Source organism: Pseudomonas yangonensis, assembly GCF_009932725.1.
In the GTDB taxonomy this organism is placed as follows: domain Bacteria; phylum Pseudomonadota; class Gammaproteobacteria; order Pseudomonadales; family Pseudomonadaceae; genus Aquipseudomonas; species Aquipseudomonas yangonensis.
In genome coordinates this window covers 49,515-72,586 of record NZ_BLJU01000006.1, presented here as the reverse complement: position 1 = coordinate 72,586, position 23,072 = coordinate 49,515, and the positions used below count along the sequence as shown (strand labels likewise).

Annotated in this window: 24 protein-coding genes; 13 read left to right on the top strand and 11 right to left on the bottom strand. The window is 60.9% G+C overall.

Translation table 11 applies throughout. The features are described 5' to 3' along the window. Positions 1-46 precede the first annotated feature (46 nt). The 4 genes from GYB81_RS11305 to sbcD form a co-directional block, all read right to left on the bottom strand. A complete protein-coding gene (locus GYB81_RS11305) occupies positions 47-412 on the bottom strand; it encodes a hypothetical protein (RefSeq protein WP_161867547.1) in 366 nt (121 codons plus the stop codon). A 69-nt stretch (positions 413-481) separates the two neighbouring features. Next, on the bottom strand, positions 482-1,579 hold the full coding sequence (locus tag GYB81_RS11300; protein ID WP_218573841.1) for a GGDEF domain-containing protein: 1,098 nt from the start codon (positions 1,577-1,579) through the stop codon (positions 482-484). A gap of 250 nt (positions 1,580-1,829) precedes the next feature. After that, complete coding sequence (locus GYB81_RS11295) at positions 1,830-2,789, bottom strand: quinone oxidoreductase family protein (protein ID WP_161867546.1); 960 nt, start codon at positions 2,787-2,789, stop codon at positions 1,830-1,832. Positions 2,790-3,144: 355 nt separating this feature from the next. Further along, entirely contained in the window at positions 3,145-4,359 is a 1,215-nt protein-coding gene (gene sbcD, locus GYB81_RS11290; protein WP_161867545.1) for an exonuclease subunit SbcD, read from the bottom strand. Between the two features lie 213 nt (positions 4,360-4,572). Between sbcD and GYB81_RS11285 the strand changes: the two genes are divergently transcribed. Together GYB81_RS11285 and GYB81_RS11280 are read left to right on the top strand one after the other, a co-directional pair. Then, a complete protein-coding gene (locus tag GYB81_RS11285) occupies positions 4,573-5,373 on the top strand; it encodes a 50S ribosomal protein L11 methyltransferase (RefSeq protein ID WP_161867544.1) in 801 nt (266 codons plus the stop codon). Positions 5,374-5,376: 3 nt separating this feature from the next. After that, entirely contained in the window at positions 5,377-6,726 is a 1,350-nt protein-coding gene (locus GYB81_RS11280) for an APC family permease (RefSeq protein WP_161867543.1), read from the top strand. A gap of 6 nt (positions 6,727-6,732) precedes the next feature. Here GYB81_RS11280 and GYB81_RS11275 read toward each other — a convergent pair whose 3' ends face one another. Then, positions 6,733-7,152, bottom strand: a complete 420-nt coding sequence (locus GYB81_RS11275) for an Lrp/AsnC family transcriptional regulator (RefSeq protein WP_024309293.1) — start codon at positions 7,150-7,152, stop codon at positions 6,733-6,735. Between the two features lie 123 nt (positions 7,153-7,275). Between GYB81_RS11275 and yjeH the strand changes: the two genes are divergently transcribed. The 10 genes from yjeH to GYB81_RS11225 all read left to right on the top strand — a co-directional run bounded on the left by yjeH (position 7,276) and on the right by GYB81_RS11225 (position 17,160). Next, a complete protein-coding gene (gene yjeH / locus GYB81_RS11270; protein ID WP_161867542.1) occupies positions 7,276-8,529 on the top strand; it encodes an L-methionine/branched-chain amino acid transporter in 1,254 nt (417 codons plus the stop codon). 145 nt (positions 8,530-8,674) lie between these two features. Continuing rightward, positions 8,675-10,003: a TAXI family TRAP transporter solute-binding subunit gene (locus tag GYB81_RS11265; RefSeq protein ID WP_161867541.1), complete on the top strand. Its 1,329-nt coding sequence runs from the start codon at positions 8,675-8,677 to the stop codon at positions 10,001-10,003. Between the two features lie 90 nt (positions 10,004-10,093). Continuing rightward, positions 10,094-10,759, top strand: a complete 666-nt coding sequence (locus GYB81_RS11260) for a hypothetical protein (protein WP_161867540.1) — start codon at positions 10,094-10,096, stop codon at positions 10,757-10,759. A gap of 13 nt (positions 10,760-10,772) precedes the next feature. After that, positions 10,773-12,668 carry a KAP family P-loop NTPase fold protein gene (locus tag GYB81_RS11255; RefSeq protein WP_161867539.1) on the top strand — a complete coding sequence of 632 codons (1,896 nt, stop codon included), beginning with the start codon at positions 10,773-10,775 and terminating at the stop codon, positions 12,666-12,668. 12 nt (positions 12,669-12,680) lie between these two features. Next, positions 12,681-13,985: an AAA family ATPase gene (locus GYB81_RS11250; RefSeq protein ID WP_161867538.1), complete on the top strand. Its 1,305-nt coding sequence runs from the start codon at positions 12,681-12,683 to the stop codon at positions 13,983-13,985. Beyond that, positions 13,978-14,319, top strand: a complete 342-nt coding sequence (locus GYB81_RS11245) for a hypothetical protein (protein ID WP_161867537.1) — start codon at positions 13,978-13,980, stop codon at positions 14,317-14,319. Before GYB81_RS11250 ends, GYB81_RS11245 begins: the two co-directional genes overlap by 8 nt. After that, positions 14,316-14,912 (top strand): hypothetical protein, encoded by a 597-nt coding sequence (locus GYB81_RS11240; protein ID WP_161867536.1) that lies wholly within the window; start codon positions 14,316-14,318, stop codon positions 14,910-14,912. Before GYB81_RS11245 ends, GYB81_RS11240 begins: the two co-directional genes overlap by 4 nt. A 4-nt stretch (positions 14,913-14,916) precedes the next feature. Next, a complete protein-coding gene (locus tag GYB81_RS11235) occupies positions 14,917-15,615 on the top strand; it encodes a hypothetical protein (protein WP_161867535.1) in 699 nt (232 codons plus the stop codon). Between the two features lie 141 nt (positions 15,616-15,756). Then, positions 15,757-16,764, top strand: coding sequence for a nucleoid-associated protein YejK (gene yejK / locus GYB81_RS11230; RefSeq protein ID WP_017362552.1), 1,008 nt, complete (start codon positions 15,757-15,759; stop codon positions 16,762-16,764). Positions 16,765-16,839: 75 nt separating this feature from the next. Further along, entirely contained in the window at positions 16,840-17,160 is a 321-nt protein-coding gene (locus GYB81_RS11225) for a glutaredoxin family protein (RefSeq protein ID WP_161867534.1), read from the top strand. 18 nt (positions 17,161-17,178) lie between these two features. Here the strand turns inward: GYB81_RS11225 and GYB81_RS11220 are convergent, their stop codons facing one another. The 4 genes from GYB81_RS11220 to GYB81_RS11205 form a co-directional block, all read right to left on the bottom strand. Next, positions 17,179-18,114 carry a glutathione S-transferase family protein gene (locus GYB81_RS11220; protein ID WP_161867533.1) on the bottom strand — a complete coding sequence of 312 codons (936 nt, stop codon included), beginning with the start codon at positions 18,112-18,114 and terminating at the stop codon, positions 17,179-17,181. A gap of 65 nt (positions 18,115-18,179) precedes the next feature. Continuing rightward, positions 18,180-18,461, bottom strand: a complete 282-nt coding sequence (locus GYB81_RS11215; RefSeq protein WP_161867532.1) for a GIY-YIG nuclease family protein — start codon at positions 18,459-18,461, stop codon at positions 18,180-18,182. Continuing rightward, positions 18,458-19,177: a phosphatidylcholine synthase gene (pcsA, locus tag GYB81_RS11210; protein WP_161867531.1), complete on the bottom strand. Its 720-nt coding sequence runs from the start codon at positions 19,175-19,177 to the stop codon at positions 18,458-18,460. Before pcsA ends, GYB81_RS11215 begins: the two co-directional genes overlap by 4 nt. A gap of 101 nt (positions 19,178-19,278) precedes the next feature. After that, positions 19,279-19,749, bottom strand: coding sequence for a nuclear transport factor 2 family protein (locus tag GYB81_RS11205; RefSeq protein WP_161867530.1), 471 nt, complete (start codon positions 19,747-19,749; stop codon positions 19,279-19,281). 151 nt (positions 19,750-19,900) lie between these two features. On the opposite strand from GYB81_RS11205, the gene GYB81_RS11200 reads away from it, so the two are divergent. Continuing rightward, positions 19,901-20,842, top strand: a complete 942-nt coding sequence (locus GYB81_RS11200; RefSeq protein WP_161867529.1) for a GlxA family transcriptional regulator — start codon at positions 19,901-19,903, stop codon at positions 20,840-20,842. A 206-nt stretch (positions 20,843-21,048) separates the two neighbouring features. Here GYB81_RS11200 and GYB81_RS11195 read toward each other — a convergent pair whose 3' ends face one another. Next, positions 21,049-21,810, bottom strand: coding sequence for an amino acid ABC transporter ATP-binding protein (locus GYB81_RS11195; protein WP_161867528.1), 762 nt, complete (start codon positions 21,808-21,810; stop codon positions 21,049-21,051). 156 nt (positions 21,811-21,966) lie between these two features. After that, positions 21,967-23,064, bottom strand: a complete 1,098-nt coding sequence (locus tag GYB81_RS11190) for an amino acid ABC transporter permease (RefSeq protein ID WP_161867527.1) — start codon at positions 23,062-23,064, stop codon at positions 21,967-21,969. Positions 23,065-23,072: the final 8 nt, after the last annotated feature.

The following is a 23,072-nucleotide window of genomic DNA, read 5'->3' as shown; positions in this document are numbered from 1 at the left end:
AGCCGTTGAAGGCGTTCATTCTGGCATATCCGTGTGGCGTAACGGCTCAATCGCGGCAGTAACCCTCGCCGCTGCGTACGGTCAGGCAGTTCTGTTTGTCCAGCAGCCATTTCATGCCAGTGGCCTCACCGTCGGTGGCACGAATGCTCTCCACTACGCCATCGCGAACGAAGACGATCTTCGCTCCCTGCGCACGGCCAACGAAGCGTCGCGGGCCGTCGAGGTTGGCGATGGTCAGCCGGTAGTCGGCGGGCGTACCGCTGATCTCCAGATAGGTGCCCTCCGGGCCGTTCCAGCGCCCCAGCCATTGCTCGGTCAGCCTGGCGTCCTGCTCGCTGGAGCCTTTGGCGCAGCCAGTGAGCAAGAGGGAAACGGCAGCAGTCGCGAGAAGAAAATGCGCAGGTCTTTGCATGAGGGTCTCCACAGCAATGGGGGTAGTCGCTTTCGACCAGAGCGGCTCATGGCCGGTTCAGGTCTGTACTCAAAGGATCTCGATACGGTCGCGGCCATTGGCCTTGGCCCGGTACATGGCCTGATCCGCACGCTCCATCAGGCTGTCGAGGCTTTCACCCGTGCGGTATTCGGCAATGCCGAAGCTTGCGCTGTTGCGCTCAACGCGGTCGAACGAGAAGCCGTTGATACGCTTCTGCAGCGCCTGCACGGCCCGCATCGCATGCTCTGCATCGGTCTCGGGGAGGACGATGAGAAACTCTTCGCCGCCGAGTCGGCCGACTTTATCCACGACCCGCACACCGTCGCGCAGCAATCCGGCGAATTGACGCAGCACGCTGTCTCCGATCGCATGACCGTGCGTGTCGTTGACCGTCTTGAAGTGGTCGATATCGATCAGCACCACCGAGAATGGCGTGCCGTAGCGATTGGCCCGTGCAGCTTCTTCGACGAGAAAGTGCAGGGTACGCGCGCGATTCCACAACCCGGTCAGGCTGTCGATGCTGGCGCTCAGGACCAGGCTGTCCTGATGCAGGAACATGCGTTTGTATGCCTTTTCCAGCAGAAATGCGCTGAGCAGGCCGAAGGAGAACGAGGCGAGAATCCAGATCAGGTGCAGGCGCTGCATGCCCGGCTGCAGCGAATCGCCGAGAGTGACGAGGAGAATCACCAGCACCGACGCCGAGGCCGTTGCGCTGGCCTGACGCAGGGTGAGCCCGGAAACGGCGAAGGTCCACATCAGATTGAGGTAGATCTCCGGTGCGTAATGGACGAACAGCGGTGTGCCGTAATTGAAATAGAGATTGGCTGCCGCCGTACACACTGGCGCCACCATGAGAATGGCGAACATGGTGCGCTGGCGGTTCGGCTGAAAACTCAACAACCCAACTGCCAGCAGCGCTCCGGGCACCATCAGCCCGTGCACGATGAAACGAGCCCATACCTGCTCGCTCGCCACGTTCTGCTCGATGGCGGCATAGATCAGGTACAGCGCCATCGTCAGGAATGCGACGTAGCGAATCTGCGGAATCTTCGCCTGCAGATACCAGCTGACGAACGCCTGCCGAGTCGTCTCGGGCGCCCCGTGCAGGGGGTTCAGCGCACGTATCAAGGAATTCAACAACGGCACCTTTGCACCTCTGCCAAATGGCCATCATCCACAGCATAGAACGCCTGCAGCGGAACAGACCACAAGACGAGGCCTGAGGGCTGCGGGGAGGGAGGAGCGCAGGTGGGCCGAATCCACGCCTCGGCAACTGGAACGGCCAACCCAATTGGTCACAACGAAGCGGCTTCGGCACTGGCCAGACAGGGCAAAACTGGGAGAAGCGCGGTTCACCGCTGTGAATGAGCGTTCGAATTCCTGCTCAGAACGGGTTTCACGGTGTGATGACGATGCGCCCGAGCGGCTTCTCCTTCTCGGCATATTCATGGGCTGCGGCAACCTCCGATAACTTGAAAGTTCGCTCGATGACGCTGCGAAGACTGCCCGTAGCGATGGCTTTCAACATGTCGTCAACACTCGAACGTACGGAGGGTCTCTCGAAAAGGGTCCCCATGAACACGCCCAGGAGGCTCTGGTTGGCCTGCATCGGTGGCCACAGGTCAGCTGTCAGGCTGCCGCCCCCCGCATTACCGACAAAGACAAGACGGCCCTCATGCGCGAGACAGGAAAGGGAGGCCTGCAGAGTCTTTCCAACCGGATCGATCACCAGGTCGACGCCTGCGCCCTCCGTGAGTTTCTGAACGGTTTCCACCACGTCACAGTTAGCGCGGTCTATTACGTGGTCAGCGCCGAGTTCGATCAGGCGATCCTGGCGCTGTACCCCGCTTGCTACCGCGATAACCCTCGCGCCCGATCGTGCTGCGAGCTGAAGAGCTGCAACCCCTACTCCACCGGCAGCCGCGTGGATGAGAACCGTCTCTCCCGGTTCAAGTGCGCCTCGCGTGAACAGACAGTGGTAAGCGGTTCCAAAGGAGATCGGGACAACTGCAGCATCCGAGGCATCCAACTCATCGGGTATGCGCCAGGTTCGTGACTCCGGCACAGACCAGAGTTCCGCATGCGAACCCTGCATACTGAAGGCGACTACCCTGTCCCCGACCTTGCGGTTTCTGACCTGCGCACCGATCTCGATCACAGTGCCGGATGCCGCATAACCGACCACCCAGGATGGATGGGGCGGCGGTGTAGAGCGACGGTTGATCAGGTCACCACCCTCGAGCGAAATGGCCTCAACGGAAATCAGCACATCGCCGGGTCCAATTGCGGGTGTTGGAAGATCGATGTATTTCAGAACACTAGGGGCGCCGGGTGTATCGTAGACTGCTGCTTTCACAATTTATCTACTCCTCGTCCGAATCAAGCTGTGGATGACTGCGCTCAACCTGCTTCGACTGGAGCAAGTTGTCGGCATCAAGTCGGCCTCAAGATCCGCTCCGGCTACCGTATTCCGGTAACGAAACGACACTGATTCAGAACGTCGACTTCTCGACGTTGTTCCATCGGATTTGGATAAGTGAGCCTACGCAGGAAACTGGCCCGTCATTCTGGCCCGACTTCCCGTGCCGCTTTCAGGCGACGATTTGATCGGAACAGGTTCGCCATCTTGCGCTTGGCGTTGAGTGGCGGATGAACCGGGTCAGGAGCGTGTCGGCACAGGTCGCGCGCCAGCGAGCAAGCGCGCCAGGCCTCTAAGCCTGCGGCAGCGCTTCCAGTACCTGCCGATACAGTTCTTGCAACCGCTGGCTATCGTCCTCATCCAGCGTTTCCTGTTGCAGTCTGCGGGAGAAGACATCTTCCACGGACAGTTCGTCCAGCGTCTCCCGCGCTTCGCTGGCCAGGCTGGCGGTCGCCGTGCCACGCTCGCGGCGAATGCGCAGCACGTCCACTGGCAGCCCCTCGCAGAGCGCGTTGATGCGGCTTTGCAGGTCACTCAGGTAGTCGTCGGTGCTCACCTGCACTTCCAGCCAGACCGGACACTCGGGAGTACCCTGCTCTGCGGCCGTGGCGATGGCACCGGTCAGCTCCTTGAGCGAACCGCGCAGACTGGCCATGGGCTGGAACACCGGCACGGGCAATGGCGTGATCGATTGCAGCGCGGCAGCACCGAAGTCCAGCAGCAGCACCTCCTTCTGCTGGCGCGCCTCGTCGAAGGACAACGCGATCGGCGAGCCGCTGTAGCGGATGTGCTCCAGGCCGCCGACCTTCTGCGGGCGATGGATATGGCCGAGGGCGATGTAATCCGCAGGCGGGAAGGCGCTGGTGGGGAAGGCCTCCAGGCTGCCGACGTAGATTTCCCGCACCGATTCGCTGGCACTGGCGCCCACCGTGGTGAGGTGGCCGGTAGCGATGATCGGCAACGCCGAACCAAGCGCCTCGCGCTGGCTCAGGGCCAGCTGGTACAAGGCCTGATAATGCTCGGCAATGGCCTGCTGCAGCGACTGCTGCTTGTCCTGCGCGCTCTGCCCGGCCTGGCTGGCCATGACCTCGCGCGGGCGGATGAAGGGGATGGCACATAGAATCGCGCCCGGCACGCCTGTGCGATCACGCAGCACCAGCACCTGCTCGGCCGGATCGACACCCACGCCTGGCACCACCTGGGTACCCAGTTGCGCCAACAGGCTGCGGCTCTCGCCGAGCATGGCCGGCGAATCGTGGTTGCCGCCGAGCACCACCAGGGCACAGCCGGCATCGCGCAGGTCGACGACCAGCCGGTAGTACTGCTCGCGGGCGTAGCTGGGCGGCGCCCCGGTGTCGAACACGTCGCCGGCAATCAGCAGCACATCCACTTCATGCCCGCGCACCTGTTCCAGCAACCAGGCGCAGAAGGCCTGATGCTCGGCCTGACGGGTCTTGCCCATGAAATGCTGGCCCAGATGCCAGTCGGAAGTGTGCAGGATGCGCATGCGAAAACAACCAAAGCGAAAAACCCGCCTACAGTGCCTGCACGGCCAGATACTGGCAATGCCGAGCGCGGCATTACATCCCGTTACACAGCCGCAGGCGTTGCGGCTACGGGCCTGAAGGGCATTCTTGCCCGATCCTGCCGCATCTCGAGACGAACCTAGGCCCCACTCGCCAGTCGGAAAAAAACCGCCACCCGTGAGGAGCCCTTCCCGATGAGCGTTCCATCCCTACGCAGCCTCGCCTCCCTCACCCTGCCCGCCGGATTGCTGGCCGGTCTGCTGATCGGCCCCGCGCAGGCCCAGCAACCACCGCGTCTCGACGTGCCCTACGTACCGACGCCGGAGCCTGTCGTCGCGCACATGCTCAAGCTGGCGGAAGTCGGCCCGGACGACTACCTCATCGATCTGGGTTCGGGCGATGGTCGCATTGCCATCTCTGCAGTGCAGGATCACGGCGCCAAGGCCGCACTCGGCATCGATCTGGACCCCGAGCGCGTCAGAGAAGCCAGGGAAAACGCCGAGCGCGAGGGCGTGACCGACAAGGTCACCTTCGAGCAGGGCGACCTGTTCCAGAAGGATATTTCCGAGGCCGACGTGCTGACCATGTACCTGCTTTCCACGGTCAACATGCGCCTGCGCCCGGTGATTCTAGACACCCTCAAACCCGGCACCCGAGTGGTGTCGCACGCCTTCAGCCTCGGTGACTGGGAGCCCGATCAGAGCGACGTGATCAACGGCAGCTCGGTATTTCTGTGGATCGTGCCGGCCAAGGTGGCGGGTCAGTGGACCCTCGAACTCGACGGCAAACGTTATCAGGTCGAACTCGATCAGCGCTTTCAGAGAGTCACGGGTACGGTCGAAGGTCATCCCGCCGGGCTCAGGGGCCAGCTGAAGGGCAACGAACTGCACTTCACCCTCGACGACCGGCTGTATGTCGGCCAGCTCAATGGCGACCGCATCGAGGCCGTGCCGGCGGACGGCGCGCAGCAGGGTTGGGTCGCATACAGGAGCTGAACCATGACCTCGCCAGCCCCCTCCCGGCGTGCCGGGCTGTCGGTCGTCGATGCAGTGGCCATGCTGGTCGGTGTGGTCATCGGCGTCGGCATCTTCGGTCTGCCGCCGCTGGTGGCGCAGCACGCCGGCAGCGCCGAGCTGTACCTGGCGTTGTGGCTGGTGGGCGGTCTGGTGATGCTGATCGGCGCCCTGTGCTATGGCGAGCTGGGCGCAGCGCACCCGGATCAGGGCGGCGAATACCATTATCTGAGCCTGGCCTGGGGCCCGCAGATCGCCCTGCTGTTCGCCTGGGCGCGCGGTACGGTGATCCAGACCGGCGCCATCGCCGTGGTCGCCTTCATCTACGGCGACTACGCCCAGCGCCTGCTGCCGCTCGGCGAGCATGGCAGCGCCTGGCATGCAGCCTCGGTGGTGGTGGCGCTGACCCTGCTCAATGTGCTCGGCACACGCGAATCACGACGCGCTCAGGTGTTCTTCACCGGGGTGACGGTGCTGGCGCTGCTGTCGGTGGTGCTCGCCGGTCTGGCGTTGGCCGAACCGCAACAGACCAGTGCCAGCAGCGCCCCTGCCGGCGGCAGCCTGGCAGGGATGCTGGGCATGGGCATGGTCTTCGTGCTGCTCACCTATGGCGGCTGGAACGAGGCGGCCTACCTGTCCGGCGAGTTGCGCAACCCGGCGCGCAACATGAGCCGCGTACTGCTGATCGGTACGGCGCTGGTGACCGCCATCTACCTGCTGGCGAACCTGGTCTTCCTGAACATTTTCGGCCTCGACGGGTTGCGCCAGAGCGACGCCGTGGCAGCGGATCTGATGAGCATCGTCGCCGGGCCGAGGGCCGAGGCACTGCTGGCGGTGTTCGTCTGTCTGACCGCCCTGAGCACGCTGAACGCCACCCTGTTCACCGGCGCACGGGTGTATTACGCCCTGGGCCGCGACGTGCCGCTGCTGGCCTTCATCGGCCGCTGGAACGAGCGCGGCGCCACGCCGGTGCGCGCCTTGCTGCTGCAATGCGTGCTGACCCTGCCGCTGATTCTGTTCGGCGCGCTGAGCGCGAACGGCGTGGAGACCATGGTCGCCTATACCGCTCCGGTGTTCTGGCTGTTCATGTTCCTCGTCGCCCTGGCGCTGATTCGCCTGCGCCAGCGCCACCCCTGGGTACGCCGGCCGTTCAGCGTGCCGCTGTATCCGCTGACGCCCATTCTGTTCGCCGCCACCTGCCTCGGCCTGCTCTATTCCAGCACGCTCTATGCCGGCAGTGGCGCGTTGCTGGGGCTGCTGGTACTGGGGGCCGGCCTGCCGTTGCTGGTCCTGCAGCGCCCACTACCGGCCCGGCAAGGCGAGCATGCCGAATGAGCTGCGCTACATCGCCCAGTCCTTGACCACCACGTGGGTCTTGACCTTCTGCATGCCGGGGAACGCCTCGATAACACTGCGCACCTCACTCAGGCGCGTCATGCTCGGCGCTTCGATGAACACCAGCATGTCGGTTTCCCCGCTGATACCGCTGCAATGGCGCACCTCGGGCAGCGCGCGCATGTGCTCGACGTACTCCTCGCAGCGCCGGCCCTGATAGAAGAGCTCGAGGAATGCCTTGACCCCCGTCTCGCCAGCCTCGGCCACCTGCGCGTGGTAACCGCGAATCACCCCGCTGCTTTCCAGATGGCGAATCCGCTCGCTGACCGCCGAACGTGACAGATTCACCTCACGCGCGATCTGGCTGACGGAGGTGCGCGCATCGCTGCGCAGCAGGGCGAGGATCTGGCGATCGAACTTGTCCACGGGGGCTTCTCGGGCGGCAATCAGTTTGACGGAGAAAACCGCCAATTCGTCGGCAAAAGGCGACAGCCTGCAAGCGGCCGGCGCTCTACCATGGCGGTATCGCAAAAAGGATGAGCATACCCCATGAGTCGCTTGAACAAGGAATTGGGCCTGCTGCAGGGCATCGCCCTGCTCAGCACTTCGCTGCTCGGCACCGGCATCTTCGTCGTGCCGGCATTGGCTGCCACCGCTGCCGGTGCGGCCTCGCTGTGGGCCTGGTTGCTGTTGATCGCCCTGGTGCTGCCGGTGGCCTTCACCTTCGCTCAGTTGGGCAAGCGCTTCCCGCACGCCGGTGGCGCGCCGCACCTGATCGGTCGCGCCTTCGGTCTGCGCATGGAGGGCGTGAGCGCCCTGCTGTTTCTCGCCGTGCTGCCGGTCGGCCTGCCGGCTGCCCTGCATATCGCCAGCGGTTTCTGGCTGGCCCTGTTCGACCTTGATCGCAGCGGCCTGCTGCTGATCGAACTGGCTACGCTGGGCGCCATCCTCCTGCTTGGCCAGCGCCCGCCGAAAGCTTCGGGCATGCTGCAGGGGCTGATCGCCGTGGCCATCGTCGCCAGCGTGGCGCTGATCTGGTGGGTCGGTGATCTGCCGCACGCCAGCCAACCGCTGCTGCCGGTGATGGACGGCCAATGGCACCTGTTGCCGATGGCGCTGGGGGTGATGTTCTGGTGTTTCGTCGGCATCGAGGCATTCACCCATCTGGGCGAGGAGTTCAAGCGCCCCGAGCGTGACTTCCCGCTGGCACTGCTGCTCGGCGTGCTGCTGGCCGGCCTGGTGTACTGGGCCTGTTCGGTGGCTGTACTGAGCTTTGCCACCTATGGCGACGTGCACAGCGACACCACTGCCCTGCCCCGCCTGTTCTCCCTGCTGCTTGGCGAGCAGGCGCGCGTACTGGTGGCGGTGCTCGGCTATCTGGCCTGCTTCGCCTCGATGAACGTCTATATCCAGGGTTTTGCCCGGCTGATCTGGAGCCTGGCCGACGAGGGCCGCCTGCCGGCCAGAATGGCTGCGCGCAATCGCCATGGCGTTCCCGGCAGAGCGTTGCTACTGGTTGTGATCAGCTGCGCACTGTGCACCACGCTTTCGGCGGCGTTGAACCTGTCGGTGGACGACCTGATTCGCTATGCCAACGGCAACTTCGTGCTGATCTATCTGCTGAGCATGGCGGCCGGCTGGGTGCTGCTACGAGGTATCTGGCGCCTGCTGGCCGGGCTCAGTGCGGTGCTCTGCGCCGGTCTGTTACTGACGCTCGGCAGCGATGCGCTGTATGCCGTGGCGCTGCTCGGCGCGTTGCTGCTGCTCGATCGCCTGCGCGTCATGCACAAGGCCATAACCTAGCGCAGCGGCCCGCGCGCCACGCAACCTGCACCTGCGCGGCAGTTCAGGGTCAAAAACGGCGTAACCCATGTAGCGTCGCAGTCGGGCGTGACCTTCGTCGCTCAGGGGTTCTATCCTTGAATCGATAACGCCGAAAGGATGCCCAATGCGCCGCGTACTGAACGACCTGAAAATCATGATCCTGACCAACCTGTGGATAGTCCCGGTGGTCGGGGCACTCGTCTGGGCCTTGTTCCAATTCGTCCCGCCACCGCCGCCGATGAGCGCGAGCATGGCCACCGGCACTCCGACCGGGGCCTACCAGCAGTTCGCCGAGCGCCTGAAGGAAGAGCTGGCCAAGGAAGGTTTCGAACTCCATCTCGTACCGACCTCCGGCTCGCGTGACAACCTGCAGCGTTTGCTGGCCAGGAACCCGCAAGTGGAGATCGCCCTGGTACAGAGCGGCCTGGAGCGCCAACTGACGGCCGAAGAGCAGCGCCAGCTGGAGAGCCTGGGAGCGATCTATCAGGAGCCGCTGTGGCTGTTCTACCGACGCGATGTGGAGCTTGATCGCATTGCCGACCTGCTCTCACTGCGCCTTGGTCTGGGCGGCGACGGCAGTGGCACCCGCGCCGCCAGCGATGCCATCCTAGGCGCCAATGCCATTGCCCCCGAGCAGTATCCGGACAGCTGGCAAAGCATCGGCGGCGGCAAGGCGGCCCGCGCACTGCTGGCCGGCGAACTGGACGCCGCGTTCTTCGTCGGTCCGGCTGAGAACGCCCTGGTGCAGCAACTGGCAGCTAGCCCGGATATCGTCCTGGCGCATTTTCGCCGTGCTGCCGCCTATGAGGCGCGCCTGCCGTTCTTCAATCGGGTAGAGGTCGGCGAAGGCCTGCTCGACCTGGCCAGCAACGCGCCGGATCGCGACATCGTCACCCTGGCTCCGGTCGCGACGCTGGTGGTCAACGATGAGTTCAACCCCGGTCTGGTGCCGCTGTTCCTCGAGGCCAGCCGCGAAGTGATGAGAAAGGGTACGCTGCTCGACGCTGCCGGCACTTTCCCCAGCGCCGAACCGCGCACCTTCGACCTGCACAAGGACGCCAGGCACTACTACGACAAAGGCCTGCCGATTCTGCAGCGCTATGTACCGTTTCGCATTGCCTCGCTGGCCGACCGCTACATCATCCTGCTGATCCCGCTGATCGTCGTGATGATCCCGCTGCTCAAGGCCGTCGGGCCGCTCTACCAGTGGCGCATCCGCGCGCGCATCTATCGCTGGTACAAATACCTGCGCGAGATCGACCGCAAGCTGCACGCAGGCTCGCTGCCCGACGAGCTGGATAACGAGATCGCCCGCCTTGAGCACCTGGAGGACGAGCTGGCATCCGTGGAAGTGCCGCTGTCGTATTCCAACCAGCTGTACGAGTTGCACCTTCACGTACGCTACGTGATCGAGCGACTGCGCGAGTTACAGCAGCGGCGTATCACAAAGTGAGTTAAAGAGGGACAAGCTTGGTCATAGTAGTGACGTCCAAAGGGCAATGTGCTATCAAGCTGCTTGGATTTACAAAAGGCCAGGATTGCCATGTCGGAAGATTTTGCCCTTCTGCTGCTCGAGTCCCCATGGTGGACTCCGAAGTCGAACCCCACTCGTGCTTCTGCGCTTCCTTTCTTTCAGAGCCTGGAGCGCCTGCACGACTACTTCAATATCTACTACTCAACCTTCTATGACACAGCAGGGTTCGAAAGAGCCTTGGCGGAAGACCTGATTCATACAGAGGAGAAACGCCAACTTCTCTATATTGGCGCCCATGGCACCGAAAACCGAATCGCCAATGGCCGAGCCAGCACCATTCTGGAAAAGGTCGCGTTGTATGGCGACAAGATCGAAGGCGTCATCGTCAGCAGTTGCCTAGTCGGCGCGCGTGACTCCAACCTCTGGTTTCCCCTGCTGGTCAACAAGACCCGCTGGGCATTCGCCTATCGTCATTCCGTCGACTGGCTGACCACCCAGTTGATTGAATTGGCCATCCTCGAAGAACTGGCCCTAGCCCCCGAGAACTATGCGGATGACCGGGAAGAATTGCTGAAGCTATTCGCCCACGCACTGAACAAATTCAATCCGATGACGCCGGTCGGTGAAAATGGCGAGTCCCTATCCGACTGTATCAGCCTGATTCAACGTGCCAAGTACAAACGGTTCCCAGAAAATATTACCCAGGCATTAATCGAAAAGGCCTGGGCCAATTAGAAAAATCTAGAAAATGACTCAAAACATATTAGCCCCACATAATGAACCCCAAAAACGCAGTTGCTTTAACGACCAACCCATTACGTCTCACAAAGATGATCACCTTAAAAATAACCAATACGCTAAAGGACTGTTGCAGTTTATCAAGATTGCCGATGCACCCATCACTATTGGCATCCAAGGTGGTTGGGGAAGCGGCAAGACCAGCCTGATAAACCTACTGCAACATGAACTTGAGAAAAGTGGCGATAGCCTTTGTATAAACGTCAATGCTTGGCAGCAGTCACTTTTTGCAAACTCCGGAAAAAGTGGAGAAATTGCACTATCCCTGCTTGACAGTGCATACGAAGAACTCAAAGAGCAGATTATTGAAAAAGGAAAAAGTGGAAAGCTAAAAATAAACGAAGAACAAAAACAAAATATCATACGCTTGGGCTCTACCGTCGTCCGCCTAACGGCTGCGTTTGCCGGTATACCATTACCCGCCAGCGGTGAAAGTGCTGAAAAAACACAACAACGCCCATCAAGGGCGTTCAAACGCCTCAGGCAGGATATGAGTGATGCCATTCGCTCGTTGATCTCAGATAAATCAAACAGACTCGAAAGAATAGTTATCTTCGTTGACGATCTTGACAGGATTCAACCTGAAACGGCAGTGGAGGTTCTAGATGTACTCAAAAATGTATTTGACATTGAACATTGCATTTCCGTCCTAGCCATCGACTATGACGTCGTGATCAAGGGGCTGCGCAAAAAATTTGGAGAACAAGGTAAAAACCAACGAGAATTCCGTCAATATTTCGACAAAATCATCCAGATTCCATTTTCTATGCCGGTCGGCAACTACCACCGCAATATACCGCATCTACTCGAACGACTGATCGAAACGGTGCTACCAGGTACAGTTGAAACCGCTAACCGAGAGCTTTTCATAAAAAGCGTAACTGATATAGTCGTATCAGCAACCGATGGCGTCCCAAGAAGTATCAAGCGTATCGTCAATACCGTTTCGTTACTGAGCATCATCGACAGCAGCCCACAAGAAGACACAGACAAGACTTCACATACTGCAACGGCCTCAAAAGAATTACAGTTCAAGATATTACTGGCTGTCGTCTGCTTGCAGGTTTCCTTCCCCGATATTCACAAAGCCTTATCCAGACTGCCAAACATAGAGATGTGGGACGACGAGGCACCTCGTACTATTTGGCAACTATCTACGATGGAAGAGCACGACCAGCAGCGTGAAATTTTGGAAGACGAATTCAACTACGATGAATGTAGCTGGCAGTCACCACTTCTGGAATTGATACTTCATTATGAACTGACGGCGAAAGCTATTGAAATTCGGGACATCATCTGGGAGCTGAACGATCTAGCTGCCGAACCTGGTGGCCTGCAAGCGCTGCGAAAAACTTTACGTTCAACCAACATCACCGAGACCGACAGCGCCGACAACCAAGTCCCGAGTCCTGAAATAACCAAGGAAGACGCTCACAAGCATTGCCGAAATATACTAGATACACTACTAGAACATATCGGCGAGGACCGTTTGGGCCGCATACACGGCCGCAAAACCACTAAAGAGAACGAAGATGAATGGACACTCGAACATACCGGGAAAGTAAACTATCCAATTCGTCCAGACGGTCTTGAACAAATAGATATCGTTCTACATACGGAGAATACCCTACCTCGCTTTACAATTTATTTCCTTATCCCAAAGGCCAAACTCAATCCCACTCTGCTCAAGCACATATCCGACGCAGGTTTTTATGAACCAGGTTTGGCTGGATGGTTTGGCATCAACCTCCCCCAAAATCCATCAAGTGGCTTGGAGCCCAATATAGAGGGCTTTCACAACGAAACCCTGCCACGCATCCGCAAACTATTGGATATTCTGGGCTGAACGTGCATGCATTTGAACCAAGCCAAAATTGCCATGATGCACCTGCTCAACTTACTGATTGCAGGCGGGCTGGATGAGCGATTTACCCGTGCCAATCCCAAGCTGCCGCACTCGCTAGTGCGGCTTACCTTGGGTTGGCTGTTCCCGATGCTCGACTTTGTGATGACCGGCGACCGCCAGATCGGCTCGCAGCATCGAGAGTTCATCAACACCATCTTGGTCAACAGCCTCAGTGCAAGGACGCTGAACCTGGCCGATGGCGCCCTGCGCGACCGTAACATGGCGTTCGACCCACAGGTACTGCCGGCCTTCCTGCTGATAGCCGAGCGCCTACAGCCGGGCTTTTGCGAAGAAGCCTATCCCTGCTTGGACGAGTTGATCCAGGCGGCCATTGCCTGGGACGGCGAAAAAACACCGGATGACATGGATCGAGCGGAACAGGTACTGCAGCCGATTCGCAAGCACTTCGAGCTCGAAACCGGGCCTCGTTCCAGCCACTCGCCTCTAGCGCCCGGCGAAGCGTTGAAGGAACTGGAAACTCTGGTGGGGCTGGATAGCGTCAAACGCGAGGTGCGTAACAGCGTCAACTTCGTTCGCTACACCCTCAATCGCAAAGAAAATGGTCTGCCGGTACCACCGATCTCCATGCATATGGTCTTCACCGGCAACCCCGGTACGGGCAAGACCACTGTGGCGCGACTGATCGCCGATATTTACCGCGATATCGGCCTGTTGCGCAAAGGCCATCTAGTAGAAACAGATCGCTCGGGAATGGTCGGTAAGTTTTTGGGCGAGACGCCTGGGTTAGTTCGCGAAGTCGTCGAAGGCGCCTTCGGCGGCGTGTTGTTCATCGACGAAGCCTATGCCCTAGTGAAAGGCCGAACCGATAGTGACTACGGCTATGAAGCAGTGGACGTTCTGCTCAAATTGATGGAAGACCACCGCGACGACCTGATCGTGATAGTTGCCGGCTACACCGAGGAGATGCGGACGTTCATCGAGTCCAATCCCGGTCTTAAGTCGCGCTTCACACGTTATATACATTTTGACGACTACGAACCTGCGGATCTCTTGCGGATTTTCCGCCGCCTATGCGACAGACACGAACTGCGCTTTCGTGCCGAGGCTTGGCAAAAGAGCGCACAGGTCATCAAGAACCGTTGGATTAGGCGCGGCGAGCATTTCGGCAACGCGCGGGAAGTCCGCACTTTCTTCGAGGAGGTAATGCAGGCCCACGCCAACCGGTTGGCACAAATCGACAATCCCAGCCGCGACCAACTGCGCACGCTGACCGTGGAGGACATCCCAAGTGAGTAGCGAGCAGTTGAAAACCAGCCTGCGCCACACCCACGCCTACATAGAAGCCTATGACGTTGAATTGCTAGCAGATGTGGAAGGTTTATTCCGCCAGGCTCTGGATCAAGTTGATGAGGCCCCCACGGAAAGCACGCAGGCAGATGTCGCGATCCACTTCGACGCGCCTGCCGAACCGCCTCCAAGCCTCTTTCAAGCAGCGCAACCGCCACACGAGGAGCGCCCCATAATTCAAGAAAACGCCCTAGAAACACTCGCCAACTGGCATTTTTATCTGCCGGCTATCCTCGGCGGCGTAGCTGTTGCGGTAATTTTATTTCGAGGCTGGCTTTCATGAGTAACAGACATCGCCGCTCACTGCATCGCAAAGCCTATATGATCGTGGACATCTGGCACGCCATAAGAGTCACTGCCGCCTGCTGGCTGAGTATGTTCTTCAGCCTCCTACTATCGGGAGGTCTGCTGATCTGGCTGCTGCTGAGCGATTTTCGCCCGGAGATATGGGTCTCTCTGTGTCTCTACGGCAGTCTGTTTTCGGCCAGCTTGTTTGCCTGGCGAGTCTGGAAGGCGCAGTCCGCCGGCATCCGAATCGATCCGGTATCTAATACTCTTACCTTCAGCGCCGACGACCTAGAAAACAGCCTGCATGACATTCTCAGCCTCCGGCGCTTTTTCGATCATGCCAGACGTATTCGGGTCGCCATCAACGATATAGAACGACTGGATAACGATACCCAGCGCATCCGACGTGGTAAGAGCAACCGCAGACAATACGGGCTGAATCTGTCCGGCGACTTCGGCTCCTATCAACTGATGTTCAGCCACAAACAGAAGCGTGACGAGTGTCGGGCATTGCTCGTGCAAGTCATGAGTCGAGTCAAAGGTCGAGCGCCATCACGCGACGCCAATATCGCCTTCCCCGAGTATTAATCCCATGAGCAGAAAGAAGAAACAGGAAGGTAATCCGGCAGGGCTGTTGCTGTGGCTACTGGGCTGGATAGTATTTCTACTAACCATTCTCGCCACCTCCTTCATCTGGCTGGGCTGGCTGATATGCGAGTTTCTCTATGCAAAACATCCCCGTACTCCAGACGAGGCGGAAATACTACTCGACGAGGAGGAACAACAGGAACTGTCCGAAAATCAGGCCCGCACCCGCGCAATAGACGCTCGACTAGAACAGATAGAAATAGAGGGACGAAAATTGCGACGTCGTAAGGATGGCCTGTTCCATGCGGGTAGCGCACTAGGTGCCCGGCTGAACACGGAAATCGCCGCACTGTCAGAGGAGCGCAGTGATTGCCAATCCATCTGTCATGAGCTTTGGCAACTCCCCGAACAACGCCTGCGGGAGTGGTCTGCTCCATTGTCACGTCTGCTTGGTTTCCGCTGGGCTATTTCTACTTATGTAACGTGCCTGGCTTACGGTTCGATTCTGATGCCATCCTCCGCTATAACCTTGCATGGAGTGGTACTGCGAAATTTGGGTGATTATCTGCCTGCCGTGTCTTTCCCGCTCTACGGAGCCATGGCACTAGCCAGCGCCGTGGCAATTTGCCTGGGCGGTGGAGCCTATTTGTTCTACAGCCGGTATATCCACGGTCACTATTCACTCCAGCTGGAGGCCGCCTGAAGACAAGGCTTCTTTGAAGATAGACTTCAGATCTGCGCTTGAACCAAACCGTGTTTAGAAGCGGCTTACCGAGGTCGAATAAGGCGTATCCGCCACCTTCGGGTAAACTTCGCCTCCTGTTTCATTGCCCACGAGACCGCCATGCCGATCCGTCACTGCATCGTCCACCTGATCGACAAGAAGCCCGACGGCAGCCCGGCCGTGCTGCACGCCCGCGACAGCGAGCTGGCCACGTCGCAAGCCATGGAAAACCTGCTGGCCGACCTCAACGAGAGCTACAACGCCAAGCAGGGCAAGGCCTGGGGCCTGTTCCACGAGGAATCCGGCGCCTACCCTTTCAGCGGCTGGCTCAAGGCCTATCTCGATGGCGAGCAGGACTTCACCGCCTTCAGCCGCCAGGCCGTGGAGCAGCTGCAGAAGCTGATGGAAGAGTCCAACCTGTCCACTGGCGGCCATGTGCTGTTCGCTCACTATCAGCAGGGCATGACCGACTACCTGGCCATCGCCCTGCTGCACCACAGCGAAGGCGTGGCGGTGACCGACGCACTGGACGTGACTCCGGCCAAGCACCTTGACCTGGGCCAACTGCACCTGGCTGCGCGCATCAACATCAGCGAGTGGCAGAACAACAAGCAGTCCAAGCAGTACATCTCCTTCATCAAGGGCAAGAACGGCAAGAAGGTCTCGGATTACTTCCGCGATTTCATCGGCTGCCAGGAAGGTGTCGACGGCCCGGGCGAGACACGCACCCTGCTCAAGGCCTTCAGCGATTTCGTGGAAAGCGAGGACCTGCCCGAAGAGCAGGCCCGCGAGAAAACCAAGACGCTGGTCGGCTACGCCACCAGCCAGGCCAAGCTGGGCGAGCCGATCACCCTCGACGAACTTTCCGGGCTGATCGACGAAGACCGTCCGCGCGCGTTCTACGAGCACATTCGCAACAAGGACTACGGCATGGCCCCGGAATTTCCGGCGGACAAACGCACCCTCAACCAGTTCCAGCGCTTCACCGGCCGCGCCGAGGGGCTGTCGATCAGCTTCGAAGCACACCTGCTGGGCTCCAAGGTCGAGTACGACGAGGGCCGTGACATGCTGATCATTCGCCAGCTGCCGACCCAGCTCAAGGACCAGCTCAAGCGTCGCCAGGACTGATAGCGCACGGCTGGCGGGATGACCCGGCGCGGTTTACCCTGACACGACCGTGCCATCACACAAGGACGCGACACGATGAAGACGCTTGTGCTGCTGCTCGCCGCCCTAGCCCTGTGGCAACACTGGGACAAGATCGAGCGCTGGATCGCCCCGCCACAGGCCGGCAACGCCAGCGGTGAAGTGGTGCTCTACGCCACGCAATGGTGCGGCTATTGCGCGAAGACGCGCGAGCTGTTCGCCGAGGACGGCATCGCCTATCGCGAAGTGAATATCGAGACCGATGCCGCCGGCCGCGCCCGATACCAGGCGCTTGGCGGCCGCGGTGTGCCGGTGATCGACCTGCGCGGGCAGGTCATCCATGGCTACGACGTGCGCGCCATCCGCGCCGCCTACTGACAGGCGGCGCAGCGGGCCTCAACGCGCCTCGATCCGGAAGCCCAGGCGCGGGACGTGCACGTGCACGATGCCGGCGCGATCGTCCTCGCGACGCAGGATCAGCTCATCATGCCCGGCATGCACCAATTCACCCTGCACCGGGTCGACGCCGTAGTCCACCGCCGCAATGCTCACCGCCTGGCCGGCCTCGAAGCCGTTGGGGTCGACGAAGGCTTCGTCCGGCAGCGCTGCCGGCGCCGCCTCACGCGCCACGGTGATCGCCTGCTCGCTGCTCATTTCGCTCAACGAGCCATGGCCGAAGCCCAGCACCCGGGCGAGCCAGGCAGCGACCTCGGGATAATCATCGACCAGCGGCGAGGTCACCGGCGTGCCGCGCAGGAACCACAGGCAATGGGCCACGGAGAAATCGGCGTGTGATGGCTCACCGAAGAGGAAATCGCCCTGCTCGCGCTGCAGCTGGCGCTGCAATGCCCCCATCAGCGCCGGCCACTGGTGCTTGGCCTGCTCCAGCGGCAGACGGGTCGCGCTGCCACCGGAAAACAGCGCACTGCGGTCGGCGGCGAAGGCCTTGGCGAACTCGGGCGGCACCTTGGCGAAGCGCAGCGCCATCGACTCGGGCTGGAACACCAGCGCCACGACGTGCTGGAACAGTACCGAGTCGGCCCATTGCGAGAGCAGGCCGACGTTGAATTCCTGACCTTCGGGGAACAGCGCCGGGGTGGCCTTCTCGGCCTCCAGACGGCGAGCGATCAGCGCGGTATCGCAGTAGATGTCGGCGCCGATCTGCAGCACCGGTGTCTTGCGGTAGCCACCGGTCAGTGCGGTGAGATCAGGCTTGGGCATCACCGGAGGAATCATCACCGAACGCCAGGACAGCTGCTTGAAGCCCAGCATCAGGCGGGCCTTCTCGGCGAACGGCGAGGTCGGGTAATGGTGCAGGATCAGCTCGTGCATGGCGCGCTCCGTGGCAGGATCGAAAGACCTCAGCTTAACCGCAGCGCCTCGCTACGCCCACCGTCTCAGGGTGATGCGACGCCATCAACGGCCAGAATGAGCGCTTCTTTGGCGCTTTTGCTCAGGCGTTTGATCGCCCGCTCACGCCGCAACGCATCGCCCTTGCCGGCACAGGCCTCGACATAGGCCAGCGCCAGCGCGGGGCTGGTGTGGAAAAAACGGGCGCCCTTGCCGCTCTGGTGCTGGGCGAAACGCCGCTGCGGGTCATCACTGATACCGCAATACAGGGCGCCATTGGCCGCACGCACCAGATAGACGAACCAGGCCTTTTCGACGGCCGCGTTCATCCGCGTGCAGGGAACCACTCACGCGCCGAGCGCCACAGGCACATGCCGACGAAATAGGCCGAAGCCAGCCACCACAGCGCCAGCAGCCAGAACGGGTTGGCCGGGTACTGCAAAATCAGCAGCGCACTGGAAAACATCCAGACGAAGGTCACCAGGATGTTCAGCGGCATGAACTGACGTACGCGGAACGGGTGCAGGAATTTCATCTTGGTCAGGGTCAGGCCGGCCAGCAGCACGATCATGCCCAGGGTGATCCAGGGATGGACATCGAGTATGTAGAAATACAGCACCACCACGTTCCAGGCCGCCGGGAAGCCGACGAAGTAGTTGTCCTTGCTCTTCATGTTCAGATTGCAGAAGCAGAACAGCGAGGACAGCAGAATCAGCCCTACGGCGAACAGCGGCGTGTAATCCGGTAATGGAATGAAGCGGTAGAGGAAGATGGCGGGGATGAACACGTAGGTGAGGTAGTCGATCACCAGATCGAGTGTCGAACCATCGAAATGCGGCAGCACGCCCTTGACGTCATAGCGTCGCGCCAGCGATCCGTCCAGGCCATCGACCAGCAGCGCCAGGCCGAGCCACATCAGGCACTGCTTGGGTTGGCCGTCGAGTACAGCCAGCAATGCCAGCAGCGCAAGGATCACGCCGCTGGCTGTAACGGCATGGACCCCCCAGGCCTTGGCCTGTTTTACGGCAACGATCAGTTCGGTCACGGCAGGTCTCGATTGGCAGTGGAGGTGCGGCACCCCATGTGCGCACTCTCGTTATTGAAGGCTAAGACCGAGTAGCCTACCACTGCGTTCCTTCGCCCGCCTCAGCGCGAAGCGCGGAATTGGGCCAGAGCGCGTGCCGCCTGTCGACGAATGGCCGCCTGAACCGGTGGCGCCCAGCCCAATAGCAGCCCTTTGCCACCGAGCGCCTGACGCGCCCAGCGCCACAGATCGAAGTGGTCGCGGTGCTCGACGATCAGCCCGTCGCGAAACACGAAGCGTGCCTGAATGTGATTGATCACCTGACGACCAGTGGCGCTGAAACGGTAGCGAGCGATCCAACGCGCGCTGCCGGCATGGCCGTCTGCGTGCACCGAGTCGAACGTCAGCGAAAAGTCTTCGGCACGGCTGCAGAGCATGCGCCACATATCCCCTGCCTCGTCGCCGCGCAGGCCGGTGAAGACCGGGTCGGAGAAACGCACATCCTCGGCGTAACAGGCCGCCATGGTTTCGGCATCGAGCTTCTGGAAGGCGCTGTAGAAACGCTGGAGTAGATCGGCGTTGGGGTGGTTCATGATTCGCTCCTGCGTGACTGTCGGTGATGACGGCAGTGACTGCGCTGCGTCGGTGAATGCCGCCTAGTGTGTGCGCCGGAGGGTACGATGGCGATTGGCTACAAAGACAACTTTGTGTCAATAATCGCCAATCCATGTAAGAGCCATTTCCATGCTGCGCATCGCCCTTTACGTTTGCCCGCAAACCGTCTGCTCCAGCCTGAGCATGGCGCAGGACGCCTTCAGCCTGGCCAATCGCCTGGCCGGCACAGCCTGCTTCAGGCTGGAGCGCTTCAGCCTCGATGGCCAGCCGGTGCAGTTGGAGTTCGCCCAGATCCGGGTCGACGGCGGTCTGCAGTTGGCCGAACAGGCCGACCTGCTGATCGTGCCGGCCACCGGCAGCGCCATCAGCAAGACCCTCGAAAGCAACGCCGAGCTCCTGCCCTGGCTGGCCCGACGCGACCGGCAACAGGTAGCGAGCCTGTGTAGCAGCGCCTTCCTGCTCGCCGCCGCCGGCCTGCTCGATGGTCGCCAGGCGACCACCCACTGGGCACTGGCCGAGGCCTTCTCCCGCCATTTTCCCCAGGTGAAACTGCGCAGCGACCTGCTGCTGACCGAAGATGGGCCGCTGTTCTGCTCCGGTGGCGCCCAGGCCGGGCTCGACCTGTGCCTGCACCTGATCGCCCGGCATGCCGGCGAATGGCTGGCGCAACAGGTGGCCAGCACCATGGTGATCGAGCGCCAGCGCGGCACGCAGACACGCTTCGCTCCGCTGCTACCCAGCAGCGAAGACAAGACACTGGCACCGCTGCTGGCCTGGCTACGCGAGCACCATGCCGAGGCCATCGACCTCAATCGCCTGGCGCAGCAGGCCCATTGCTCGGCGCGCACCCTGCTGCGCCGTTTCAAGCAGGCCACCGGGCTGACGCCAGGCGACTATCTGCAGCGCCTGCGCGTCAGCGTCGCGCAACAGGCGCTGGCCGACTCGACGCAGTCGCTGGAGCAGATTGCCAGCGAAGTCGGGTTCGCCGACCGCGCCACCTTCGCCAAGCGTTTCAAACAGCTGTGCGGCGAGACGCCCGGCGCCTTTCGCAAGCGCATGCGACGCCACTAGGCACCCAAGGTGTCCGAAGGCTGATGCCAATCAAAGCGACTTTTCGTAGGAGCCCCGCCTCGGGGCGAAGCTTTTCCTGTCAGCGCCGCCCCGGTTCGCGGCGGGGGCGCCGCTCCTACAGATTGGCGGCATAGCCGCCGGATAGAGCCGCACCTGCAAAGAAAAAGGGAGCCCGAAGGCTCCCCGATCCACAACGCAACGCCGACTCAGTGCAGGATCTGGCTGAGGAACAGCTTGGTGCGCTCGTTCTGCGGGTTGGTGAAGAAGGTGTTGGGCTCGGCCTGCTCGACGATTTCGCCCTTGTCCATGAAGATCACCCGGTTGGCCACGGTCCGGGCGAAGCCCATCTCGTGGGTCACGCAGAGCATGGTCATGCCGTCTTCGGCCAGACCGATCATGGTGTCGAGCACCTCTTTCACCATCTCCGGGTCGAGAGCCGAGGTCGGCTCGTCGAACAGCATGATCTTCGGTTTCATGCACAGCGCACGGGCAATCGCCACACGCTGCTGCTGACCACCGGAGAGCTGCCCGGGAAACTTGTGGGCCTGCTCGGGAATGCGCACACGCTCGAGAAAGTGCATGGCGATTTCCTCGGCCTGACGCCTGGGCATCTTGCGCACCCACATCGGCGCCAGGGTGCAGTTCTGCAGCACGGTCAGGTGCGGGAACAGGTTGAAGTGCTGGAACACCATGCCCACTTCGCGGCGGATCGCCTCGATGTGCTTGAGGTCGCTGGTCAGCTCGGTGCCATCGACCACGATGCGCCCCTGCTGGTGCTCTTCCAGACGGTTGATGCAGCGAATGGTGGTGGACTTGCCCGAGCCGGACGGCCCGCACAACACGATGCGCTCACCCGGTTGCACGCTGAGATTGATGTCCTTGAGCACGTGGAACTGGCCGTACCACTTGTTCACGCCCTGCAGCAGGATCATCGGCTCGGCGCTGGGCTGCTTGATTGCTTCACTCATAAATTCATTCCTCTCGAGGGCTCGATTCAGGATTTAGCGAGCTAGAGCCAGGCAAGGCGAAAACATTCGAGGGAGCGGGGCGTACTGTTGTACGTGAGCATTCCGAGAATGTTTTCAACGCCGCCTGGCCGACGCGCAGCAAATACTGATCAACTCCTAACGCTTGTGGCCGGTATCCAGCTTCCGCTCCAGATGGAGCGAATAGCGGGACATGCCGAAACAGAAAATCCAGAAGACCAGCGCCGCGAACACGTAGCCCTCGGTGGCCATACCCAGCCAGGCCGGGTCGGTGGTCGCCTGTTTGATGCTGTTGAGCAGATCGAACAGGCCGATGATGATCACCAGACTGGTGTCCTTGAACAGGGCGATGAAGACGTTGACGATGCCCGGGATCACCAGCTTGAGCGCCTGCGGCAGGATCACCAGGCCCATCATCCGCCAGTAGCCCAGGCCCATCGCCGCAGCCGCCTCGTACTGGCCCTTGGGAATGGCCTGCAGACCGCCGCGCACCACCTCGGCGATATAGGCGGACTGGAACAGGATCACTCCAATCAGTGCACGCATCAGCTTGTCGAAGTGCATGCCTTCGGGCAGGAACAACGGCAGCATCACCGACGACATGAACAGCACGGTGATCAGTGGCACACCGCGCCAGAACTCGATGAAGGTGACGCAGATGACCTTGATCGCCGGCAGGTTCGAACGTCGCCCCAGCGCCAGCAGGATACCCAGCGGCAAGGCGCCGGTGATACCGACGTAGGCGATCACCAACGTCAGCATCAGGCCCCCCCAGCGGCTGGTGGGCACCACGCTGAGGCCGAACACGCCGCCATGCAGCAGGCACCAGGCGATTACCGGATAGATCACCAAGAATGCCAAGCCGTAGAGCGCCTTGCGCGGCATTTGCGGAACGAACAGCGGGGCCGCACCGATAATGGCCAACCACAAGGTAGCATCCACCCGCCAGCGCAGCTCGCCAGGATAGAAGCCATACATGAACTGGCCGAAGCGCTGCTGAATGAACACCCAGCAGGCGCCTGACTGGGTACAGTCGGCGCGGGTACTGCCGACCCAGTCGGCATCGATGATCGCCCACTGCAGTAGCGGCGGCACAACCAGCCAGATCAGGTAAAGCGCGAACAGGGTCAACAGGCTGTTGAACCAGCTGGAGAACAGATTGGCCTTGAGCCAGCCCAGCACGCCAACGCTCATGCGCGGCGGTGGCAGGTCCGGTTTGAATGTATGAGTCTGCATGGCTGCTC